11 protein-coding genes and 4 pseudogenes are annotated in these 21723 nt (G+C 67.0%); 10 read left to right on the plus strand and 5 right to left on the minus strand.

The genetic code is table 11. From position 1 onward, the window contains the following. Window positions 1-134, minus strand: a pseudogene (locus tag ACZ7LS_RS09300) (IS5/IS1182 family transposase); the annotation flags it as partial. Window positions 135-303: 169 nt separating this feature from the next. Here ACZ7LS_RS09300 and ACZ7LS_RS09305 point away from each other — a divergent pair. After that, window positions 304-1134 carry an SUKH-3 domain-containing protein gene (locus ACZ7LS_RS09305; RefSeq protein ID WP_382517889.1) on the plus strand — a complete coding sequence of 277 codons (831 nt, stop codon included), beginning with the start codon at window positions 304-306 and terminating at the stop codon, window positions 1132-1134. A 1195-nt stretch (window positions 1135-2329) separates the two neighbouring features. On the opposite strand, the gene ACZ7LS_RS09310 is transcribed toward ACZ7LS_RS09305, so the two are convergent. The 3 genes from ACZ7LS_RS09310 to ACZ7LS_RS09320 form a co-directional block, all read right to left on the minus strand. Further along, window positions 2330-3229, minus strand: coding sequence for a pirin family protein (locus tag ACZ7LS_RS09310; RefSeq protein ID WP_385137181.1), 900 nt, complete (start codon window positions 3227-3229; stop codon window positions 2330-2332). 608 nt (window positions 3230-3837) lie between these two features. Next, window positions 3838-5226, minus strand: a complete 1389-nt coding sequence (locus ACZ7LS_RS09315; RefSeq protein ID WP_385137179.1) for a hypothetical protein — start codon at window positions 5224-5226, stop codon at window positions 3838-3840. Window positions 5227-5343: 117 nt separating this feature from the next. Then, window positions 5344-5649 (minus strand): hypothetical protein, encoded by a 306-nt coding sequence (locus ACZ7LS_RS09320; protein WP_385137177.1) that lies wholly within the window; start codon window positions 5647-5649, stop codon window positions 5344-5346. 296 nt (window positions 5650-5945) lie between these two features. On the opposite strand from ACZ7LS_RS09320, the gene ACZ7LS_RS09325 reads away from it, so the two are divergent. Beyond that, window positions 5946-6182: a hypothetical protein gene (locus tag ACZ7LS_RS09325; RefSeq protein ID WP_385137175.1), complete on the plus strand. Its 237-nt coding sequence runs from the start codon at window positions 5946-5948 to the stop codon at window positions 6180-6182. Window positions 6183-6187: 5 nt separating this feature from the next. Here the strand turns inward: ACZ7LS_RS09325 and ACZ7LS_RS09330 are convergent. Next, a protein-coding gene (locus tag ACZ7LS_RS09330) for an IS630 family transposase (RefSeq protein WP_469448619.1) occupies window positions 6188-7251 on the minus strand; the annotation gives its coding sequence in 2 pieces (ribosomal slippage) (window positions 6188-6787 and window positions 6790-7251; 1062 coding nt in all). A gap of 155 nt (window positions 7252-7406) precedes the next feature. On the opposite strand from ACZ7LS_RS09330, the gene ACZ7LS_RS09335 reads away from it, so the two are divergent. The 8 genes and pseudogenes from ACZ7LS_RS09335 (at window position 7407) to ACZ7LS_RS09370 (ending at window position 21456) form a co-directional block, all read left to right on the plus strand. Further along, window positions 7407-8183: an AraC family transcriptional regulator gene (locus ACZ7LS_RS09335; RefSeq protein ID WP_385137171.1), complete on the plus strand. Its 777-nt coding sequence runs from the start codon at window positions 7407-7409 to the stop codon at window positions 8181-8183. 280 nt (window positions 8184-8463) lie between these two features. Further along, a complete protein-coding gene (locus tag ACZ7LS_RS09340; RefSeq protein WP_382879682.1) occupies window positions 8464-8658 on the plus strand; it encodes a ribbon-helix-helix protein, CopG family in 195 nt (64 codons plus the stop codon). Beyond that, window positions 8655-9047 carry a type II toxin-antitoxin system death-on-curing family toxin gene (locus ACZ7LS_RS09345; protein ID WP_382879685.1) on the plus strand — a complete coding sequence of 131 codons (393 nt, stop codon included), beginning with the start codon at window positions 8655-8657 and terminating at the stop codon, window positions 9045-9047. The genes ACZ7LS_RS09340 and ACZ7LS_RS09345 overlap by 4 nt, the downstream gene beginning before the upstream one ends. Window positions 9048-9434: 387 nt before the next feature. Continuing rightward, a complete protein-coding gene (locus tag ACZ7LS_RS09350) occupies window positions 9435-12899 on the plus strand; it encodes a type ISP restriction/modification enzyme (RefSeq protein WP_385137169.1) in 3465 nt (1154 codons plus the stop codon). A gap of 280 nt (window positions 12900-13179) precedes the next feature. Then, window positions 13180-14601 (plus strand): annotated as a pseudogene (locus ACZ7LS_RS09355) (TIGR02677 family protein); the annotation flags it as partial. 187 nt (window positions 14602-14788) lie between these two features. Then, entirely contained in the window at window positions 14789-15970 is a 1182-nt protein-coding gene (locus ACZ7LS_RS09360) for a TIGR02678 family protein (RefSeq protein ID WP_382874972.1), read from the plus strand. A 79-nt stretch (window positions 15971-16049) separates the two neighbouring features. Then, window positions 16050-20209: pseudogene (locus ACZ7LS_RS09365) on the plus strand (TIGR02680 family protein). Then, window positions 20206-21456 (plus strand): annotated as a pseudogene (locus ACZ7LS_RS09370) (TIGR02679 family protein). The pseudogenes ACZ7LS_RS09365 and ACZ7LS_RS09370 overlap by 4 nt, the downstream one beginning before the upstream one ends. Window positions 21457-21723 lie beyond the last annotated feature (267 nt).

Raw genomic sequence — 21723 nt, forward strand, 5'->3', positions numbered from 1 at the left:
GTGAGTTTGATGAGTCGTTTGTAGCAGCAGAGTGCGGCGGCGAGGCCGAGGAACGCCAGGTAGTTGCGTGGTTGGCGTTCGTAGCGGTGGTTGAGCCTGCGGTAGCCGGTCAGCCACGACATGGTGCGCTCGATGTCCGATCCGACGTGACGTTGCCAGGGGCCTGCGTGGTGAGGTGTGGAGTGAAGAGTTGAGCTGGGCGATGCGCGGCCCCCTGCCCAGAACAACCTTGCATCTTGCGTTGCCGGGACCGGCGCGATGTCGTCGTTGACGATGCCAGCGAGGGTGCAGCATCGTCGGGGCATGGGATCTGAGGGTGCGAAGCGCAGTCATGCACAGGTCTGGGCGGAGCTCCTGGAGGAGTACCCTCCCCAACCTGACGGGGAGGACCAGTCTTCCCCGTCCCTGGGTTTGTTGTTGCGGGCGGCTGCGCGTGAGCCGTTGCTGAGTTCGATGTATCCGTGGATGTCGATGCGGCAGTTGAGTGTGTCGACATCGGACAACTGGGAGGACTGGGGCCAGGAACCACTCCCGGCGATGTTCGCCCGTCCGGGTGCCTATTCGGTAGTGGACCGATCTGATCGGGGAGACCGTGTCGCCTTCGAGACGGCCGATCCTGCCGAGGCGGTCGCGTTCGCAGCCCGCCTGGTGCGCGACCAGCGGGCAGCGCAGACGAAGGGGCCGCATGTCTGGTCGGCCGAGGCTGAGATGGTGCTGCGTGATGCCGGTTGGTATCCGGGGCGGAACGTTGACACGACAATGTGGCGGGAGCGCCTGGAAGCGGACGGCTTCCGTATTCATTCCGCCGCCGAGGGCTTCCTGCGTGAGTTCGGTGGGCTGACAGTTGTCAGCGGTGGCTCGGGCATCACCAGGGCAAGAGAACCATTCGAACTCGACCCGCTGCTTGCGCTAGGTGAAGACGACCGCTTCGGTGAATGGGGAGAGGAGATCGGGCGCCACCTCTTTCCGCTGGGTGAGCTCGACCGCGGCCACGCCTTCCTCGGCCTTGACGAGCACGGCGAGTTGTATGTCGTCGTCAACTGGCTGGCCAGGTTCGGTCGAATGCCCGAGGCCATGGAGAACCTCATCCTTGGAGTGATGCCGATTCGTATGCCCAGCTCAGCTCAGCCCTAAGGTCGTATCTGGACTGGACCGATCAGTGGGCGAGTTCGGATCTGATGGTGTGCGGCGCTCATTGACTTCCCGCGCTGTTTGATCGAGGAACTGCTGGTCGGTTCTCTTGCTGTGCCAGATGGCGCCCTCGGTCCGTTCGTAGTCCGGAGCCCAAACGCGGTCGATAACCGGGCGGACGTGTAGGTGTCGGAGTAGCGGGGAACCGGCCTTGCGTTTCCGACTGAACCAGAGAATCCGTGATGTGTTCCTCCTTCGGCGGGGAGGCGGGCTCCGTCTCCCCGCCTATGCGGTCGTACCTATTGTATGGAAGATTCGCCTTAGCTGGACCGGCAAAGAACACGAGGAAAGACGAAACGACCGGGACCTGCTGGACTTCTGCCTCCGCGACAGCGCACGCTGTCCGGCACGCAGGTGGACCGAGCCCTCGAACTCGCCGACCGCTGCCCCGCGACCTGGAATCAGTTGATCGGCGGCTGGCTCCGAGACCCGCTCATGGACAGCGCGAAATCCGCCCGCGAAGCCTTCGTGGCCGTTGCCCGAACCACCACGTTCAACGCAGCAACGCCCACTCATGGTTGAGAACCCTTTTCGGCCAACCCGCCCGTCCACCAGCCACTACGCCCTGCCCGGTTGCCGGAAGCCCAGACAGCAGTCGGTACCGGCACCCGAGCTGGCAGCAGTAAAGATCCGGACCATATACGGACCACGGGACTACTGAGCGTCGCTTCTGGCCTGCCGGTGCTCCACGCCACCGCCAGGGCGCAAGAGCGCACTGGGAGCTATCTGGGACTTCCGGCCGTATGAAAAGCATGCACCGCCGGCTCGACAGGAAACACCCGAAGCTATTCACGATTCACTGCCCGCGTGATCGCGTTTTGGCGGCATATCATCCCCGCCATCTCGCTAAGCAGGCCGCTAACACGGCTGTCGGCGCGAACCGTCCAGCATCGCTCCAACGACCGTACGGCACCCAACATGATCACAACCCCGATGACAGGATCTGATTACTCATCAGTAAGGTCAGCAAAGGGCCAGTAAGTGTTTGATTAGACCTGGTCACAGGTGCCAACACCTGCAACCGTAACCTCCGCCAGGAGCGCACCCAACAGCGGCACGACCGTGCCCCCTCACCAGGCCGGTGAGAGGGCACGGCGAAGGCCACGCGGCGGGTCGCGACAGGATCGATCAGTCCAGATCAGCGCACCCGTCCACGCGGTTTCAGCGCCACCGGCGGGAGTTCGGGGGCGGGCAGCCGGTCGCCGTCGTAGCCCGTTACCTCACCGAAGCGGGTGCTCTCCATCCAGTCCTTTCGCGCCGCCTCGATCTCCTCGTGCGAACGCCCGATGAAGTTCCACCACATGACGATCTCCTCCTCGAAGGGCTCGCCGCCGAGGAGCATCAGACCCGCGTCGGACCCGGCGCGCAGGGGGAGTTCCGTGCGGCCGCAGCCGAGGTAGAGCATGGAGCCGGGCAGTACGGGTACGCCGTCGACCTCCGCCTCGCCGGACATGGCCAGGACGGCGTATTCGAAGTCGGGGTCGAGCGGCAGCCGGGTCTCCGCGCCGTGGGCGAGGGACAGGTCGGCGCCGACGAGGGGGCTGTAGGTGGTGCCGGGCGAGACGGCGCCGTCCAGGGCGCCGAGGATGACGGTGGCGCTCAGGCCCGGCGCGGTGACGACCGGCAGGTCGGTGTGGTGCTGGAAGTGGGGGCTGACCTCCCGGTGGGCGTCCGGGAGCGCCACCCAGAGCTGGGCGCCGTGCAGGAAGCGCGCGTGCGGGCGCGGGCTCTCCTCGGAGTGGGAGATCGCCCGGCCGGAGGTCATCAGGCCCAGTTCGCGCGGGCGTACCGTCTGGAGGCTGCCGAGGCTGTCGCGGTGCAGCACCTCGCCGTCGTGCAGCCAGCTGACGGTCTGGAGGCCCATATGCGGGTGGGGCGGCACCTGCATGCCGGGCTCGTCGGCGATGTCGTCGGGCCCGTAATGATCGACGAAGGCCCAGGCGCCCACCATGCGGCGGCCCAGGTTCGGCAGCAGCCTGCGGACCTCGGTGGACTCCCCCAATTGGACCCGGCGCGGGCTCAGCAACTCACGAACCACCCACTGACAGGCCGGAACGGCGAGGCTGAGGATGACCCGTGCCTATTCTGCGCTTACGGGCAGTGCGATGGTCGTCGAGGCCGGAAGGAGCCCACATGGTATGGATCCTTCCGAGCCAGCCGGTGCCATGGCGGAGCACGGCACCGCCTTCACCCGCGACTGGGCGGCCAACGTCCTGTCGGCAGACCTTGTCGAGACGAGTACGTGAGGAAGCGGTCTCGGCCTGTCGTGACGCTCATTTGACGCTCCGGGCGCCCGAGGGATCCCCCGACAGACCGGAAAATGGCGCCTGAACTGCAGGTATGTCCCGTCCCTCTTTTTGTGACACGTTTCCGATGACGCACCACGTGGAGTGCGTCGCGATCCTTGAGCACGCCGCAAAGGGTGCCTGACCTGCTGTTTCGTCGAGTGTGCGCTGTGGGCGTTACGGGCGATATCTTGACGCATATTCGACGCACGTGAGGCCCTTCTGACGCACGTTTGACGCCCGTTCTGATGGGGCGTCAGGGGGCCGTTCCTGCAGGTGGCGGTGCGTCGGGTGGGGTCTGCCGGGTTCCTTCTTTGCTATCTCTTGGTGAAGAGGTGTCGTTTATGGCCGGGTTTGGGGGTCAGTAGGAGCGGGGTCCGTAAGGGCTCCAGTGGCCGAGGAAAGGCTTGAGGTCGTCGCCGCTGGGTTTCGGTGGGGAGGGCAGCTTTGTCGCTGCGGCAGACTCGGTGAGGTGTTGCAGGCGGGCATCCGCGAAGGCGAGCCACGCCTCGATCTCGGTCTTTTCCTGCCCAGGCGGCAGCGATGTGGCTTGGTCGCGCACTGCTGTGACGTATTCGATCAGACGCTTGGTCTGGTGCCAGGCGTCTGCCTGTTCTCCGAGGTGTTTGACGCGATAGGCACGGACGTATTCGGCGCGCGCTTCTTGCATAGCGGCTTCCCAGCGCTGGTGCTGCTCCTCGCGGGCCTGCTGGTCTGCGTGGCGTTTGCGTTCCGCGGCTTCGCCGCGGAGGCCGACTTCCTGTGCGATTTCGGCTAGTTGGTCTTCCATCGGCCGGTCGGGGAAGTCGGCCCATTCGCTGGCGCGGTGTGGGCTGCCGCCTCGGAGCATGAAACGCAGGCGGTTGGAGGGCGTGTAGTCGAAGCGGGCGATGCGCATCCATGAGTACTTCTTGGCGTCGGCGAGTTCCTTGTCGGTGGGGACGTGTTCGCTGCGGTCCTGTTCCTGGAGGACGAGGAATCCGATGCTTTCACCTTGGGCGGTGATAGCGAAGTGGGGTGGTGCTTTGCGACGCCGATGGGGTGGGGGAGCGCCCTGGGTGGTTCCGAGTGCTGCCTTGTGGCCTTGTGTTTCGGTGGCGGTGATGAGGGCCTGGATGATGCGCAAGGCCCGGCCTTGGACGGATTTCGTCAGACCCATGGGCTGCGGCAGCTTTTGAAGGGCGGCCACGACGGAGTGGGGTTTGGCGAGTCTGGCCGGAACGGGCAGCGGGGTGAGTGCGGCGAGGCGCCAGGCGGGGATGTCGACGAGCTTGATTTCGTAGCTGCGGTGGGTCCGGTATCCGTAGAGCTCCTGCGTGTGAGGGATCTTGCCCGACTTGCGGGCGGCGCTGACCCGTGATGCCCAGTTCACTGCGTGCGGGCCGGTTTCGATGGGCTTGACGAGACGGCCTTCGTTCGCGGCCAGTTCTTCGAGGAGTTGGTCCGCGTAGTTCGTGCGGGCCTTCGGTACTGTCTTGGGCCGCGGCGGCGCCGGTTTTCGGCCGGGCGGCTTCGGCGGTTCGGCATTCTGTTCCGCGGGGCGGATGCCGCGGTCGGTGAGATCTTGTCGGCCTTTGTCGGTGAGCTGGGCCCTCCAATATCCACGGCGTTTGGTGATTTTGATCAGCCCGCGGCTCTGCAGGGCCTGGGCGCTGGCCTTGTACGTGCTGTCCGGCCAGACTCCGTCGGGAGACCCCTGGCCCACCCAGTCGAGAACGGCCTGCTGCCGCTCGTTGAGGTCCCTGTGCATGCGGTCCTCCCGTGGTCGCCGGGCGTGCTGCTCCGGAGACAATGCCCCTCGATTGCGCAAGAATTCCGGGCGTTACGAGAGGACGTTCTTTCGGGTGAGAGTTACTGAGCGGCCCGCTTACAGGGAGAAAAGTTCTTCTTGGTAGTTCTCGACGATGTCCCGGTGTGGATAGAACAGGCCGAGCAGCATGAACGTCCTGGGGCGCTTGGCCAGGTTCCCGACGAAACAGTGGACGACGTGGTCCGGCGTGAACATCCGGGTGAACCAGCGCTCCTGCAGCTTCTCCTCCACGCCCTGCTGCCCGTACTGGCGCAGGTACTTGCGGTAGGACTCGCCGGCCTCCCAGTCCCGGAGCGCCATGTCGTGACCGATGCAGTCGGAGTCGTCGCAGCGGAAGCGGTATCGGAGTCCAGCGATACCCAATCCAGTTGGCGTAGGTCCTGGTCGAGGAGGTCCATCTGTTCCGCCAGAGCGGCCTTGGAGACAGGCCAGGGCTCGGCGGGTACGAGGCGGAAGTCAACGGTGCCCGCCGCTGGGCGGAAGAGGCCGAGGGACATGTCGCGCTTCTCCTGGTCCCGTTTGATGGCGCACAGCGACGGGGCGATCAGCGGGCGGAGGATCGAGTAGCGCGCGCGCCAGCCGTCGCTCGTGCCGATCCTGTCAATGACCTTGAGGGTGTCAGGGTTCGGGCGCAGGCTCTCGGGCCGGCGGTCCTGGTGATGTCGGCGTACGTCGACCTCGATGATCGCGTACTTGGTGAACTGGCTCTCCTTCTTGAGGAGCCGGAAGGGCACCGGGAAGAGCTGTGCCGACGCGGTGACCGCTCGGTCGGCCAGATCGCCAAGGACTTCGACCTGACGCAGACCGCGGTGCGGTTGTGGGTCAGCCAGGCCGAGGTGGGCGCGGGCGAGAAGGATGGGCTGACTACTGAACTTGAATGTGTGATGTCGGCCTGATCGTGTCAGCTGGTCAGGGTCAGGCCAGTGCCTGTGAGGCAGCCGTCGATGAGGTGCGGTCGGTACTGGGTCTGCTTGAGGCTGCGCTTCACGGCGGTGGCGAGCTGGTCGAGGTTCGCGGCAGCGAGGTTACCGATCGTCCGTTTCACCAGGGACCAGATGCCTTCCTGCGGGTTGAGGTCGGGTGCGTGGGACGGAAAGTGGAAGACGGCCAGCCAGTTCTCGTTCGCGGCGATGAAGTCCTTCATCTGCGGCATGAGATGGGTGCGCAGGTTGTCCCAGACCAGGACGATGGGGCCCTTGAGCTGGTTGTGCGCCCGCACGATGAGGTCGCGGTAGTCCTGCCAGGTGAATCCCTTGGGTTCGCCCTTGCGGCCCCGCTGGACGCGGAAGCTGTAGATCAGCCGGGAGCGGTCTCCGGGGCGGAAGCAGACCATTCCCGCTATCGAAACCCGTCCGGAACCCCTGCCCCGGACGTGCACGACCGGAGTCCGGCCGACCCGGCCCCAGGACCTCGCGCGTGGCGGCCTCAGCGACTGGCTGGCCTCGTCCTCGCAGACGATCCAGGCCCCGCGGGCCGCCGCCGCACTTTTACCTGCGGCCACACCTGCTTTTTCCACAACTCCACTGCTTCGTCGTCACGTTCGATCGCCCTGCGGGCCGGCTGCTGCCAGGACCAGCCATGCCGCTTCAGCAGCCGCCATGTCCCCTCCACCGTGTAGCTGACGTGGAACAACCGCCCGATCAACGTCTTCACCCGCGCCAGCGTCCACCGCTGATCCACCCATCCATGAGCAAGCGGACCACGCTCCAACTCACGCTCCAGTTTGGCGATTTGGTCTGTGGACAGCCTCGGGCGACCTGGTGAGCCCTTCGATCGGACACCCTCCTCGCCAGACTCCCGCCACTGACGGCGCCAGCGCTCCACCGACCGTTCACTGACCCGCAGCTCGGCCGCGATCTCCCGGTTCTTCGCACCGCCCTCGAAACGACCGACCGCTTCCAGCCGGATCCGCTCTCTTGCAGCCCTCTTGGCGTCGGTCAAACCGCCACCCTGCGCGTATCTCACACCCCCACAGCTGCCGACCCGACTCAGCCGCTGTCAGGCGAACGGTCCGACATCACCCAGGGCGGGCTGCTGGGGCCTGTTGGGTCACTGGGCTGTTCATGCCGTCCACTCTCGGGCGGAGCCGGGGCGGCGGGATACCGATAGGATGCCAATCTATGAGGGAAACCCGCCATCTTGATCTCGTGGACCGCGGCCGCATCGTCCTGGCGCACGGGCAGCGGCTGCCCACCCATGCCCACGACCGCGGTCACCTGGTCTATTCGGCCACCGGCGTGCTGTCCGTAACCACAGCCAGGGGTACGTGGATCGCTCCGCCGACCCGGGTGGCGTGGACTCCCGCGGCCTCCGAACACCACCACACCGCGCACGGCAACGCGGACATGCGGATTCTGTTCCTGTTCGACGCACTCGCCGCCCGGCTGCCCGCGCATCCCGCCGTGCTCACCGTCTCCGGGCTCGCCCGCGAAGCTCTGCTCGCCCTCACGGCCGAGGAGGCGGACACCGGCGGGCGGGCGCCGGAGGCGGACGACCGGCTGCACGCGGTCGTCGTCGACGAGGTCACCGCGGCGCCCGAGCAGCCGCTGCATCTGCCCGAGCCGGCCGACGACCGGCTCCGGGCGCTGACCGGCATCCTCTACGCCGACCCTGCCAATCAGCAGACTCTCGCCGAGCTGGGCGCGCGCGTCGGGGCGAGTGAGCGTACGTTCAGCCGGCTCTTCGGGCAGGAACTCCGGATGAGTTTTCATCAGTGGCGCACTCAGCTACGCGTCCACCACGCGCTCACCCGGCTCGCCGCAGGGAAGTCCGTCAGCGACACCGCTCTCGCCTGCGGCTGGGCCAATTCGACGAGCTTCATCGAGGCTTTTGCCGCTCTCGTCGGCGAGACCCCCGGCCGCTACCGCAACCGTCAACTCCCTGTCGAGGGCGGCTAGGAGCTCGCTTACGGATCACCTGGCGGGGGTTCGATCTCCGGGCCTGCTAGGTGTATTGCCCTGTGAGGTTGGGGACGCAGCTCCCAGGGCTACATGCCGAGGACATGCGCAAGGTGCCCGTGCATCTCGGCAGCGGGCGGCGCGTGCTGCTACCTCGTGGCTCGCACCTTGAAGCCGAGGGTGAGGCCCGGCCGGGCCATAAAGGACGGCGCTGTGGTCCGAGATCCTGAGCGGCTGGTATCACCTCGCCACCTAGATACCAGTCCGGTGTCAACCCTGTATGGCGATGACACTCCGACTTCCCGACGACCTTGACGCGAAACTCACCGAGCGGGCTCGTCGGGAGCGCCGCAGCAAGCAGGAACTTGTCATTGAGGCCATCCGCGATGCCCAGAATCGGGCCGAGTTGAAGGTCGATGACGTCCTGGCCGAACTCATGAACAGCGATGCGGAGATCCTGGACTACCTGAAGTGATCGAAGTGCGCCACATTCAGATTGACGAGATCCTGGCTATCGCTCGCACGGTCAACGATACCCAGCACAGCGTGCGCGACATGGGACTTTTGGTGTCAGCGATCGAACGGCCCCGGACGAACGCGTTCGGAGTCGAGCTGTACCTTACGCTGCACGAGAAGGCGGCAGCACTGCTGCACTCCGTTGCCCGCAATCGCGCACTGATCGACGGCAACAAGCGCACCGCCTGGCTTGCCATGCGTGTCTTCCTGCGGCTCAACGGTGTCAGCGCCAGTACCATGCCGCCACCCGTCTCCATTGCCGGCCAGTTCGTCGAGGAAGTCGCGCAGGACAACATTGATGTACCGGCCATTGCCAAGCGTTTGTCGGCCTGGTTCCCCGTTTCCTGACGTTCGACGTCGTGAGGTATGGGGCGGAATGAGGTTCCGTGAGCGGTGCTGGCTCCTGGCAGTCCGCCGGGCGAACTGATCCCGTTCTTTTGGGACCCGTTCGTTCAGCGGGTTGATTCGTCTGCTTTCGCGACACGGGGCAGCGGGTCTCTCGGCGCGGAAATGGCGTCCCGAGAGCGCCTTCCCGTTTGGGCGGCAGGCAAGGTTCACATCGTCTACGGCAGTCTCTTCTCAACCAACACCCGCCCCTGTTTTCCCAGCGGTCACGGAACGCGCTGTCTGTGCTCCTCGCGCGCCCCCTGTGCGCACTGAGCCGGTTCTTTCGCCTCCAACAAGCTGTGTCTGCGGTGATCCACCGTCCGCGTCCACAGCTTGGAGGGGGACAAGATGTCGGAGGAGTGGATACGGGCTCTCGTGGCGGACTTTGGATCCGAGTGCAGGGAGCGTCTGCGGGTCAGCGACACGGAGGCGTCCATCAGCCTGCCGGTGGTGAAGCTGGTGGAGACATTCGGGGCGCGCTGGAAGCTGAGTCCTCGCCTTCATCCTGAGTATCCCTTGCCCGAGGCCTGGGTGCGTCCGGACTACGCGGTGGAGACATCGGGGCGCATCACCGGCTTCCTGGAACTGAAGGCACCGGGGCACGATGTCACGCCCGACGGCTTCACAAAGCGGGACCGGGAGCAGTGGGAGCTGATGCGCCGGCTGCCCAACGTGCTCTACAGCAATGGCCACATCTGGTGCCTGTACCGAGGCGGTTCGCGGCCCCTCCGCACGGTTCGGCTCGAAGGTGATCTGTACCGGTCCGGTAGTCGGTTGTGTACCAGCGATGCCAGTGGAGCGGCGTTTCGGGATCTGCTGCGGGATTTTCTCGGGTGGCAGCCCCGACCCATCACCACTATTGGCCAGTTGGTGTCGTCTATCGCTCCGCTTTGCCAGTACCTGCGAGAGGAGGTGCTGGAGCAGCTTGCCCTCGAACGCAGAACGGCAGACGGTCCTCGCAGCCAGCGGCGGACCCCCAAGCCTTTCATCGCCTTGGCGCACCACTGGAGCAAGGTGCTCTTCCCCTCAACTGATGGACAGGACCCCGACTACCTCTTCGCCGACCGTTACACCCAGACGATCGCCTTCGCCCTGCTGCTGGCCCGTATCGAGAATGTACCGCTCGCCGACCGCAACTTCGTCGACGTTGCACGTGAGTTGAAGGCTGAGAACACGGTCATGGGTCGAGCCCTGCAGTTGCTGACGGAGACAGTGGACGCTGAGTTCGCCCGCCGAATCGACACGCTCGTGCAAGTCATCGAGGCTGTCGACTGGGAGGCGATCCGAGCCCGGACGCCCGACGCCCACGTTCATCTCTACGAGGATTTCCTCCAGGAATACGACCGCGATCTGCGTAAACGCTCCGGCACGTACTACACCCCACCCCGTCTGGTGAAGGAGATGGTTCGCTTCACCGACGCTGTCCTGCGCACCCGTCTGGGCTGTGTGGAGGGCTTCGCGGACGAGCAGGTGACGATCGTCGACCCCGCCATGGGCACCGGCACATTCCTCAGCGAGATTATCGACAGGGTCGCCGAAGAACGCGCCCGCCGCGGGGAAGGCTTCCGCGGCGAGGCGGTGGAACAGCTGGCGGGCCGACTTATCGGCTTCGAACGTCAGATGGCCGCCTTTGCGGTCGCCCAGATGAGGATTACCCAGACCCTCCGCAAGCAAGTCACCGACACTCAACTCGGCGATCTGCGACTCCATCTCGCCGACACCCTCGCGGACCCCTATGAGAGGGCCACGCTCTTCACGTTCCTGCCCGATGGCGATCCGCTAGTTGAGAACACGCGCAAGGCGGACTGGATCAAGCGTGAGCAGAAGGTCACCGTCATGATCAGCAATCCGCCGGACCGGGAGAGAGCTGAGGGGGAGGGCGGGTGGGTGGAGAAAGGCCGCGAGGGTGATGGCGAAGCACCTCTGCTCGATGCCTTCCGCCTCGGCGGCAGAAACGGAGTGCACGAGAACAAGCTCAAGAACCTGTACGTCTACTTCTGGCGCTGGGCCACCTTCAAGGTCTTCGAACAGCATCGTTCCGAGTCGGACCGCGGAATTGTCGCCTTCATCAGTACTGCGGGCTTCCTCAGCGGACCCGGTTTCCGAGGGATGAGGAAGTACCTGCGTGAGACCTGTTCCGAGGGCTGGATCATCGACCTCAGCCCGGAGGGTATCCAGCCACCGTTGCGGACACGCCTCTTCGAGGGTGTTCAGCAGCAACTGACGATTGCCGTGTTCGTCCGCAGCAGCGCCGACACCGAACCTGCCCGCATCAGATACGTGGCCCTGGATGGAAGTACGCGTGAGGAGAAGTACGCGCAGCTCGAAGCTCTCGGGCCCGACAGCGACCAGTGGCGTCCGGTACGTCAGGACATCCAGGCTCCGTTCACGCCGGCGGCACTCGGAGCTTGGGACACGTATCCCGCGCTTAATGATCTGTTGCCATGGACGGTGCCCGGCATCCTGCCCAAGCGGACATGGGTCTACTCCTCTGACCCCGACACGCTGCGCTCCCGGTGGCGGAGACTGACTGCCGAGACGGACATCGCCGAGAAGCGTGTCCTGTTCAGGGAGACCCAGGGCCGTACCGTCGACCGTCCGGTCAAGCCGCTCCCGGGCTCAGCAGAGCGAAAGCGGTCGATGCTGGAGGCGGGTCCCGAGTGTCCGGAACCGGTGCCTGTGGCCTTCCGTCCTTTCGATAGGCAGTGGATCATTCCGGACAACAGGCTTCTCGACAGATGCTCGCCGGAGCTGTGGGAGAACCGGGCCGAGGGCCAGATACACATTGTGGAGCTGCACTCCGAACGGTTCGGCGACGGCCCCGCCACTCTGTTCACCGCGCTGATGCCGGATATGCATCACTTCGCCGGCTGGGGTGGCGGTCGGGTAATTCCCTTACTGCAGAAGGACGGCACCCCCAATGTGACCCCCAGCCTTCTCCAGCACCTTCGCAACTCCTTCGGTGGGCTGCTTGTCACCGCTGAGGACTTGGCCGCGTACATCGCCGCGATCACGGCTCACCCCGGATTCCGGTCCCGCTTCGACGACGAACTCATGACCAACGGCGTCCGCGTACCCCTCACCGGCGACGCCGCCCTGTGGTCGGAGGCGCTGCACATCGGGCGGAAGGTGATCTGGGTCTCCACCTTCGGGGAGAGGCTCGTGGACCCGGTGGCGGGGAGGCCCGGCGGCCCTCAGGAGGTCTGGGCGACTGCACAGCCGGCGATCACGTACCGAAGACAGGTCGGCAGGCACGAACTGCCTGAGGGCTTCGTCTATGATCCCGGTCGTCTCGAACTCCACTTCGGCCAAGGTGTTTTCGGGCCGGTAACCGAAGAGATGAGGGATTACCAGGTCAGCGGACAGAACGTTCTCGACGGCTGGTTGAAACGCAGGACGGGACCGCGGTCCCGCAGGGCCGTCAGCGAGCTGGACCGCATCCGGCCCGAACGGTGGCTACCTGCCTGGAGTGAGGATCTCCAGTACGTGCTGGCCATCCTGTGGCATCTGGTCGAACTGCAATCTGTTCAGAATGAGCTGCTCGACCGTGTGCTCACGTCACCGCTGGTCAGCGTCGCCGAGTTGCAACGTCGGAACGTCCTGCCCGTCCCGGAAACCGCCCGTCGTTCTGCTCCCGCACCGATACAGACCGACCTCATCCCCGGGACTGAGGGAATCGAGGCGCGTGAGCCGCACGCCGTAAGGCCACTTACCGCAGAGAGGAGCTCTCCGCCCGGCGCTCGCACGCGGCCACGCAGGAGCAGGAATTCCGGCGACACGGAGTCATCCCGCAGAAAGCGACAAGATCCGTAGAGCTCTTGATGATGGTGAGGCGTCTTGTCGCACTCGGGGCGGGTGCGCAGCGATACCGACCGACTCATGGGCTGGCCCCTGCTTCGGCACGTAGACGAGCAGCGGATCGTGTTCGCCGTCGAGTCTGAGCGCTCCGTGCCACGAGGCCGCCCGATTCTCGCCGGTTGAATCCGCTGTTCTGTGACTCGCCCTTGAATGTCGGTGTCTCCCTCTACGGTGGAGATCCGGATGCCGTCGGGGTACGGGGAGGGGCGACAGCGTGCGCAGGGTTCCACCGGAGATGTTCCGGTTCACGACGGTGGAGAGGTCCGATCTGTACGGAGCGGGGCTGGACGTTTTCGGCGTGGCCGGTGAACACCTGGAGACGGCGCTGGGGCTCGACGCGGTGCGAGAGCGGCTGCGCGGGGTCGGCCGGGTGGCGGCGGTCGAGGATGAGGATCTCCATGAGGCGCTCAGGAAGCTCGTGCAGTGGGAGCTCCTGGATGTAGTGCACAACCACGCGGAGAACTACCGCACGGCCGAGGAGTACGAACGGCGCAACCTGCAGTATTCGCTGACCCGCCGGGGCGAGGCCGCTCTTGCCGGAGCGCGGCATGCGCTTGAGGTCCTCGCCTCCACGGGAGCGCTGCAGACGGCCGTGCTGGAGTCGATCGCCGACCGGCTCGACGAGCTGTGCCTGCTCTCCGGTGAACCCGCGTCGGCCGATCGGCGGATCTTCAGCACGCTGCGGGAGCTGGAGGGGCATCTGGACGCTCTGGTGGAGAACACCAAGGCGTTCAACGGTGAACTGCAGCGTCTCCTGCGCGCCGAGGGCGCGGATCTGGAGGTGTTCCGCGAGGTCAAGGCCGCCACTGTCGCGTATCTGCAGGAGTTCCTGGTCAACCTCGACCGGCGCGGGCAGGCGGTCGGCGCTGCCGTGGCCCGGGTGGAGGAGCGGGGGACCGCCGTACTGCGCGAGCGGGCCCTGCGCGGGGCAGAGCTCCCGCCGGCGGCAGGTGAGGATCCCGCGGCCGGCTGGCTGGAGAGCAGGCGGGCGCGCTGGGCGGGCCTGCGTGCGTGGTTCCTGGCGGACGACGGTGCCAGACCTCGGATCGAGCAATTGCACGACATAGCCCGGCGAGCCATCGTCTCGCTCTTGCAGGTTCTGGAACGGATCAACGAGTCGCGGCGCCGTTCCTCCAGCGCCGTTCAGGACTTCCGGGAGCTGGCACGCTGGTTCGCGGCGGCCCCTACGGAAGAGGACCTGCACCGGCTGTGGTCGGCAGCCTTCGGGCTCGGTTCGGCACGTCATGCTCATCTCGCCCATTTCGACCCCGAGCTGATCCCGTCGTCCCATTCCTGGTCCGAGGCCCCGCCTGTGGAGGTGTCGGCGCTGCTGCGGACCAGTGGACGGACGGAGCGCTTCACTCGCACGGCCAAGGTGCGGGACGTCGCGGCTGTCAGGGCGGAGCGTGCCGAGCGGGCTCGCGCGGAGCGAGCGGAACTCACACTCGCCTGGGAGGTGCTGGAGACAGACGGACCTGTTCGTCTGTCCTCCTTCGGCACGTTGGATCCCGCCGTCTTCGACCGTTTGCTCGACCTGTTTGGCCGTGCCCTGGCTGCCCCGCCGGACGCGAGCGGCTTGAGGCGCGCCACGACGGGAGACGGCCGGGCGGAGATCGCCCTGGCACCGCCTTCCGATGAGCGCACCGCCGTACTGCACACCGCAAAGGGCTCACTGACCGGACCGGACTATGTCGTCCATATCACGGCGGCTGGTGGAGCGAGCGTCTCCACGGCCTCCGTGCCACGCCGCAGGAGGCCGCAGGATGAGCACCCTCGCCAACCAACTGGCCGCCGCGGAACGGGAGGAGGTCGCCCGCGCCATCCGTTTCCTTCTGGCCCGCCCCCTGCTTACCGAGACCGCCGACCCGACTGGCTTCGAACCGGTACGACGCCGTCGCGAGCCGCTGGCCCAGTGGTTCGACTACACCTGCGGCTGGAGCCTGGTGGTGGAGCCCCGCCGCGGTTACGCCCGCCTCACGAAGGTGCGCGCCAACCCGGACGGTTCCCGCCCGGCTCGTAGGGCGCGTTCCGGCCGTGCCCCTTTCGACCGTCTGCGTTATGTGCTGCTGTGCGTGACCGCGGCCGAGCTGCTGTCGATGCCGATGACAACCATTGGCATGCTCGCCGACCGCGTCGTGCAGGCCACGGCGGCCGACCGGGCAGTAGCCGCGTTCGACCCGGTCCACAAGCTGCAGCGGATGGCATTCGTCGATGTCCTAAAGCTGCTGGAGTCCTGGGACGTGCTGCGCGCGGTGGATGGCACGACCGAGGCGTACGTCGAGTCCGCGGAGGCCAAGGTCCTCTACCGCGTGGACACCACCCTGCTGATGCGGTTGCCCGCCGCGCCCGTCGGCGCCTCCCGACTCGCCGTGCCCCCCGACGAGGTGCCCGCGCGGTTCGAGGAACTCCTCACCGGCCTGGTGCGGGAGCGCCGCTACGGCGGCATGGTCGTCGACGGGACGGCGGACGAGAGGCACAGCGAGAGCGCCGCTACTGATACACAACGCAATCTGAGGCTACGTCACTCGGTGCTGCGTCGCCTCTTCGACGACCCGATGCTGCACCGGACGGACCTCGCCGAGGACGAGCTGGCCTACGTCTCGTCTCTGACTGGACGCCAGATCCTGCGTCGCTCGGTCGAACAGGCCGGCTTCCTCCTGGAGGAACGCGCGGAGGGCTTTCTGCTCGTGGACCCGGACGGGATCGCCACCGATGTCCGCTTCCCCGACGACACCTCCACTGCCAGGGTTGCCGCACTGCTCCTTCTGGAGCCGCTCTGCGCCACGCCCGCCGGAATGCTGCCCGAACAGCTTGCCGAGGCCGGAGCGGGTCTGCTGCGTCGCTTTCCGCGCTGGGCCAAGGCGTATCAGTCCGAGGACGGCGCGATCCGGCTTTCCGACGACGCGGTACGCGTCCTGCGCGATGTCGGGCTCGTCCGCACGGCCGGAGGGCGTGTCGTCGCATGCCCGGCCGCGTACCGCTATCGCCTGACAGAGACGACGAGGCCGATCCGGGTGACGAGCTAGGACCGGGGTGGGACGTGAACCGACGCGAGAGGATAGGCGCCGTGGTTTCCGGTGGCATTGGGGCAGAAGGGAATCAGAGGTGAGTGTGACAGAGCTCCCGGTCGCGCGGCGGCCGGAGTACGCCGAGTCGCCTGTGAAACCGGCAACGGCGATGGATGCGGCCCGCAGCCGCTGGCAGCCGCACCGCGCGGGCATCCTCAACGTCTGGCGCTACTATGACGAGACCTTCACCTTCCATCAGGGCCGCCTGCTGCTCCGCGGCCAGAACGGTTCGGGCAAGTCCAAAGCTCTTGAGCTTCTGCTGCCCTTCCTCTTCGACGCCAGCCTGCGCCCCAACCGCCTTTCCACGTTCGGCGGTTCGGAACGCACTATGCACTGGAACCTGCTCGGCGAAGGCACCTCAGGCAAGACCCGTGTCGGGTATGTGTGGATGGAGTTCCGCTGCGTCGGCGAAGACAGCGCCGAGCGGTGGTTCGGCTGTGGTGCGCGTCTGCAGGCGAGCGTGCACACCAGCGGGGTACATGCCGACTACTTCACCACCCTCTCCAGGATCGTCGCCCACCCCACCGGCGTGTTCCTCGTCAACGATGCGGGACAGCCGCTGACACGCGCAGCGCTCGTGGAGGCCCTCCGCTACCGCGGCGACGTCCATGCCTCGGCCACCGACTACCGGACGGCCGTACGACGTGAGTTGTTCGCAGGCATGGGGGAGCAGCGTTACGAGTCGATGTTGTCCGCCCTGCTGCAGTTGCGCCAGCCCAAACTGTCCGAACGCTCGATCCGTTCCTGCTCTCCACTCTGTTGTCCCGTGCCCTTCCCCCACTGGGCGAAGGCGAGATCGCTGAACTCGCGTAAGGTTTCGAACGGCTGGACCGCCAGCGCGAACACCTCAAACGGCTCGACGACGAGGTGACGGCAGCAGGGACCGTCGCATCCCGGCAGCGCGCCTACGCACGACGTGTCCTGCGTGCTGGCTCGGCCGCGCTGATCTCGGCGACCACGGAGATGGACGACCTCACCCGCGCCGCCCGCCAGAGTGCCGAGGAACTTGAACAGGCGCTGACAGAAAGGGAGTCCGCTCAGGCTCGGCGCGAGGAACAGGGACTGCACGCGCACGCCCTGGAGGAGACCGTCGAGGGGCTGCGTGAGAGCGACGCGTACAAGCAGGGCGAGGAACTCGACCGGCTCCGCCGGCGTACGGAAGAAGCGGCAGCCGTCGCTGGGCGACAGCGTGCCACTGCGCAGGCCACTCGGATAAGCGCCGAGGAGCACCAGAGCTACGCCGACGAGGCGGCGGCCCAGGCCCGTACCTTCGACGAGCACGCGCGCGAAGCCGCCGAGGAAGCAGGCTGGTCGGCCCGGACGGCGGGTATGGAGTCGATCCATCATGAGGTGGAGACGCTCCTCGACCAGGATTCCGTAGTAACCCTCGCAGACAGCCTGGGCCACGAGGCCGGTGGCCGTCGGCTCTTGGGTTCAGCCGGTACACGCACGGCGGACGAGAACGGGGTACGACAGGCCCGCAGGCTGCTGCGGGGTGGGGTCACCGCCCGACGCCAGCAGGTCGTCCTCATCACCGAGGCGATGGACGAGCACGATCGTGCGGTACGCGACCGGGGTGTCGCTGAGAGTCTGCTGGAGGACGCCCGTAGTCGGCTCACCGAGGCGATCGCCCGGCGGGACGAGGCGTCCGAAGCCTGGGACGGCGCCCTTGCCGTGCAGGCGCAATGGCTGCTCGCCTGGGCCGGCACCTGCGCTGAACTGCGCATTGCCGACGCCGAGGAACTGACGGCCAGAGCCGCGAACGAGGCTGAGGTGATGGCGCTGGTCAACGCCGCCGCCCGCCCGCTGGAACAAGAGTTCGCCGCAGCGGAGGCCACCGCGCGAGCCGCACGTCTGAAGATTCGGGACGAGCGAAGCCAACTTGAGGAGGAAGTCCGACGGCTGAGCGACGATACCGGCCTGCCGCCTTTGCCCCCTCCCACCCGCGCCACCGTCCGCACGGCGACGGCGGGCGCGCCCATGTGGCGATTGGTCGCCTTCCGCGAAAGTGTTCCGCTCTCCGTGCAGGCCGCGGTGGAGGCGGCATTGGAGGCATCGGGCCTCCTGGATGCCTGGGTCAGCCCCTACGACGGGATCGCCCTGCCGGGGCACGACACCAGGGCCGAGGCGGCCCTGGCCGTGACCGCCTCGGGGCCCAGTCTGTTGGAGGTGCTGAAACCCGAGGAGGACATCCCCGTCCCGGTCGACACCGTGACCCGCATCCTCGCCGGTGTCGCGTACGGCACTTCACTGCCCGGCGGTCACCCCGCGGCTGTCTCCGCCGATGGTGCCTGGCGTCTCGCGCTCGGCACCGGAACGTGGAGCAAACCGGAACCCGCTTACATCGGTGCCCTCGCGCGGCAACGGGCCCGGCAGCGCAGGATCGGTGAACTGACCGAGCGCATCAGCGAGACGAACGCCTGTCTAGCCACGCTCGACGACCAACTGCGCGGCCTCGGCGCTCGCCGCGCCCAGCTGGACGCAGACCGATCGGCCCGACCCGACCACCGGGAACTCGACGCCCGGCGGCGTGACTGGGACGGAGCCGAGGAGAAGGTGGCTGCCCGGGACGATGCTGTGCGCGACGCGGCTGCCTATCTGGCCCGGTGCGAGACCAAGGTGGCAGGCGCTCTGCGAACGCTCAGCCGTCGGGCGGCTGAACATGGACTGCCCACCGATCGCGGCCGGTTGCATGAGCTCTCCTCCGACATCGACAGGTTCAGGGACACCGCCGACAGTTGGGTGGACGCCCGTCTCACCGCGACCGCCGCCACCGACAGGGCTCGTCAGATCACCGCGCAGGCAGACCGCTCGCGCCGAGCTGCCGAGGAGCAGTTCGAGAACGCCGCAGCCGCCGAAGCCGAGGCGGCGGGACTGAAGGCGCGCCTGGAGGCGGTGGAGGCCACCGTTGGCGAGGACTACCGACAGATCGTCGCACGCGTCGCCGAGGCGCGCGCCGAACTGCGACGCTGTCGTGAGGAGGCCGGCCGGGCGGCCGATCTCCTTCTGCGCTTGGAAGGCCGTATCGGAGGTCTGCGGGCAACCAGTGGTCAGGATGTCGAACAACGGGAGCGAGCCGTCGCCACCCGAGACCGCGCAGCGCACCGGTTCCGGCATCTGTGTCTGGTGGGGCTCGCGGAGGATGCAGGTATCACACCGGAACTCGACGCTGGAGTCGGCACGAAGGCCACTCTGGAGGCCGCCCGCGCCACAGCGGCGAAGTGGCCCGGCATCCCGCACGCCCCACGCAATCTAGGCGATGCCGCGACCCGCCTTTCCGAAGCGGTCCACGAAGCCCGCCAGCGCCTCGGCGCCAATGCCGACCTGGATCTGGAGCCCGACGACGACATTAAGCTGTTCACCGCCACCCTGGACGGCATGCGGGTGGGGGCGACGGGCCTGCTCACCACGCTCACCCAGGAGCGCGACCGCAGTCGTGACGACATCACCACCGCCGAGCGGAGCCTCTTCGACCAGATCCTCACGGGCGACATCCGCCGTCACCTCGCCGCCCGCATCCGCCAGGCCGGCGAACTCGTCCACCGTATGAACGGGCATCTGGAGCGGGTTCGTACCGCCTCCAACGTCGCCGTCCAGCTTGTCTGGGACGTCCGCCCGGATCTTCCGGACGGTACCCGCACTGCCCGTCAGCTGCTGCTCAAGGACCCCGGCCGGGTCAACGAGACCGACCGGGAAGCCCTGCACGCCTTCTTCCGTGCCCGTATCGAGGAGGCCAAGGGCAGCGACACGGCCGCGAGCTGGGAGGAGCAGCTCGGCGAGGTGCTCGACTACACCGCCTGGCACCGCTTCACCGTGCGCCTTGATCGGGCGAACGGAGCCGGCTGGCAGCCGCTGACCAAGAAGCTGCACGGTGCACTCTCCGGCGGAGAGAAGGCCATCGCCCTGCACCTGCCGCTGTTCGCGGCAGTCGCCGCCCACTACGAGGCCGTGCCGTTGGCACCCCGGCCCATCCTGCTCGACGAAGTCTTCGTCGGCGTGGACGCGGTCAACCGCGGACAGGTCTTCGCCCTGCTCGCCGCACTCGACCTTGATCTCATGGTCACCTCCGACCACGAGTGGTGCACGTACGGCGAACTACCCGGCATCGCTGTCCACCAACTCCTCACCGACGGGGGCGATGACGCTGTCACCAGCGCTCGCTTTGTCTGGAACGGCACCGATCTGGAGGCGGAATGACCCACACCGAACCGGCCCCGGGTGAACGCACCCTGCGCCGTCCCGAACTCCGCCCGCTCTGGCACACGGTCCACAGCCGACTGTCCTCCGGCCGCCACGTCACCCGGGTGCGCCTCGGACCGCTTGACGAAGCTCAGCGTGAGGCTCTTGCCGACCTTCTGGGTCTGGACCGCCTGCCGGATCCTCACCCCTCCGTTTCGCTGGCCCGTCTGGAAGAGGCCGTCACCGAGCTGTCCGGCCTTTCGGTGAGTGAAACCGTCACCGAACTCGTGGGACCCCTCGACGATCGCGCGACAGAACGGCGCCGCAAGGAAGACGAACGTGCCAAGCTGTGAGCATGGTTGGACGGCCATGCCACCGTGCGGGCTCAGCCCGCGCTCGTCGGCTGGACCGCGTCGTGCCGAGCCACCGGTCTGGTCAGTGGCTCACCGGACCTGACCCGAAACCTGCTCGCGGACGCGTTGACCGTGCTCGCGGAATTCCCGGCCCAGGCTGAGCCCCTGCCCGTCTTCGCTGCCCGGGTCCTGAAGGGCGACTCCCACGCACTCGACGACGGTACCCGCCTGTCCACCCTCGTCCTTCGTGCTCTGGCGACTCTTCACGACACCGCCGTGCCAGAGTCCGCGGCGGACCGGCGCGCCTTGTGGACGCGCGCGGGCGTCTCCGACGACGACCTGTCGGCCACCGTTCTCGTCGGTGGACTACGTCCGGCCGGTGAAGGCCCGCTCGCCCGTGTGGCCCGTGTTTGTGCGGGGGCTGGTCAGGCCGCCAGTCTGACCCTCGCCCAACTGCGGGCCCCGGGCGAGTTCACCCTCACCTCCGATTCGCCACCCGTCGTCCACGCCGTGGAGAACCCCAGCATCCTGGCTCTGGCCGTACGCCGCTTCGGCTCGGACTGTCCGCCGCTCGTGTGCACATCCGGCTGGCCCAACAGCGCGGCCATCCACCTCCTCCGCCTTCTCGCGGATCGGGGCGCCATCCTCCGCTACCACGGCGACTTCGATGGCGAAGGCATCCGCATCGCCGCCTAACTCCTGGACAAGACGCCGGCCCGCTCCTGGCGCATGACGGCGGTGGACTACCGTGCCGCGGCAGCCCGCATATCGCACGGACCCAAGCCCGGCCGACTCACCGAGGCTCCTCGGGACCCCGAGCTCATCCGTGCCATGGCCGAACACGGCATCGCTGTAGTCGAGGAACTGGTGGCTGACGTCCTGTTGGCAGACTTGGTCGATGCGATTGCGTGAGGAAGCTGCTCCGGCCTGTCGTGACGCTCCGAGTGCCCGAAGGCCCTCCGGCAAACCGGGAAAGTGGCTGTTGACCTGCTGGTATGTCACGTCCATCGGTTGGCGACATGCGCCGATGGCGCACCACGCGGAACCGAGTGGGGCGTGGAGAAGCAGGGCCGTGGGGGGGGGGGGGGGGGGGGGGGGGGGGGGGGGGGGGGGGGGGGGGGGGGGGGGGTTGCGCCCTTGTTTCGCCGCTCCTTTACGTTTTTCCTTTTCCTTTTTTTT

It is taken from the genome of Streptomyces sp. NPDC039430 (assembly GCF_055639435.1).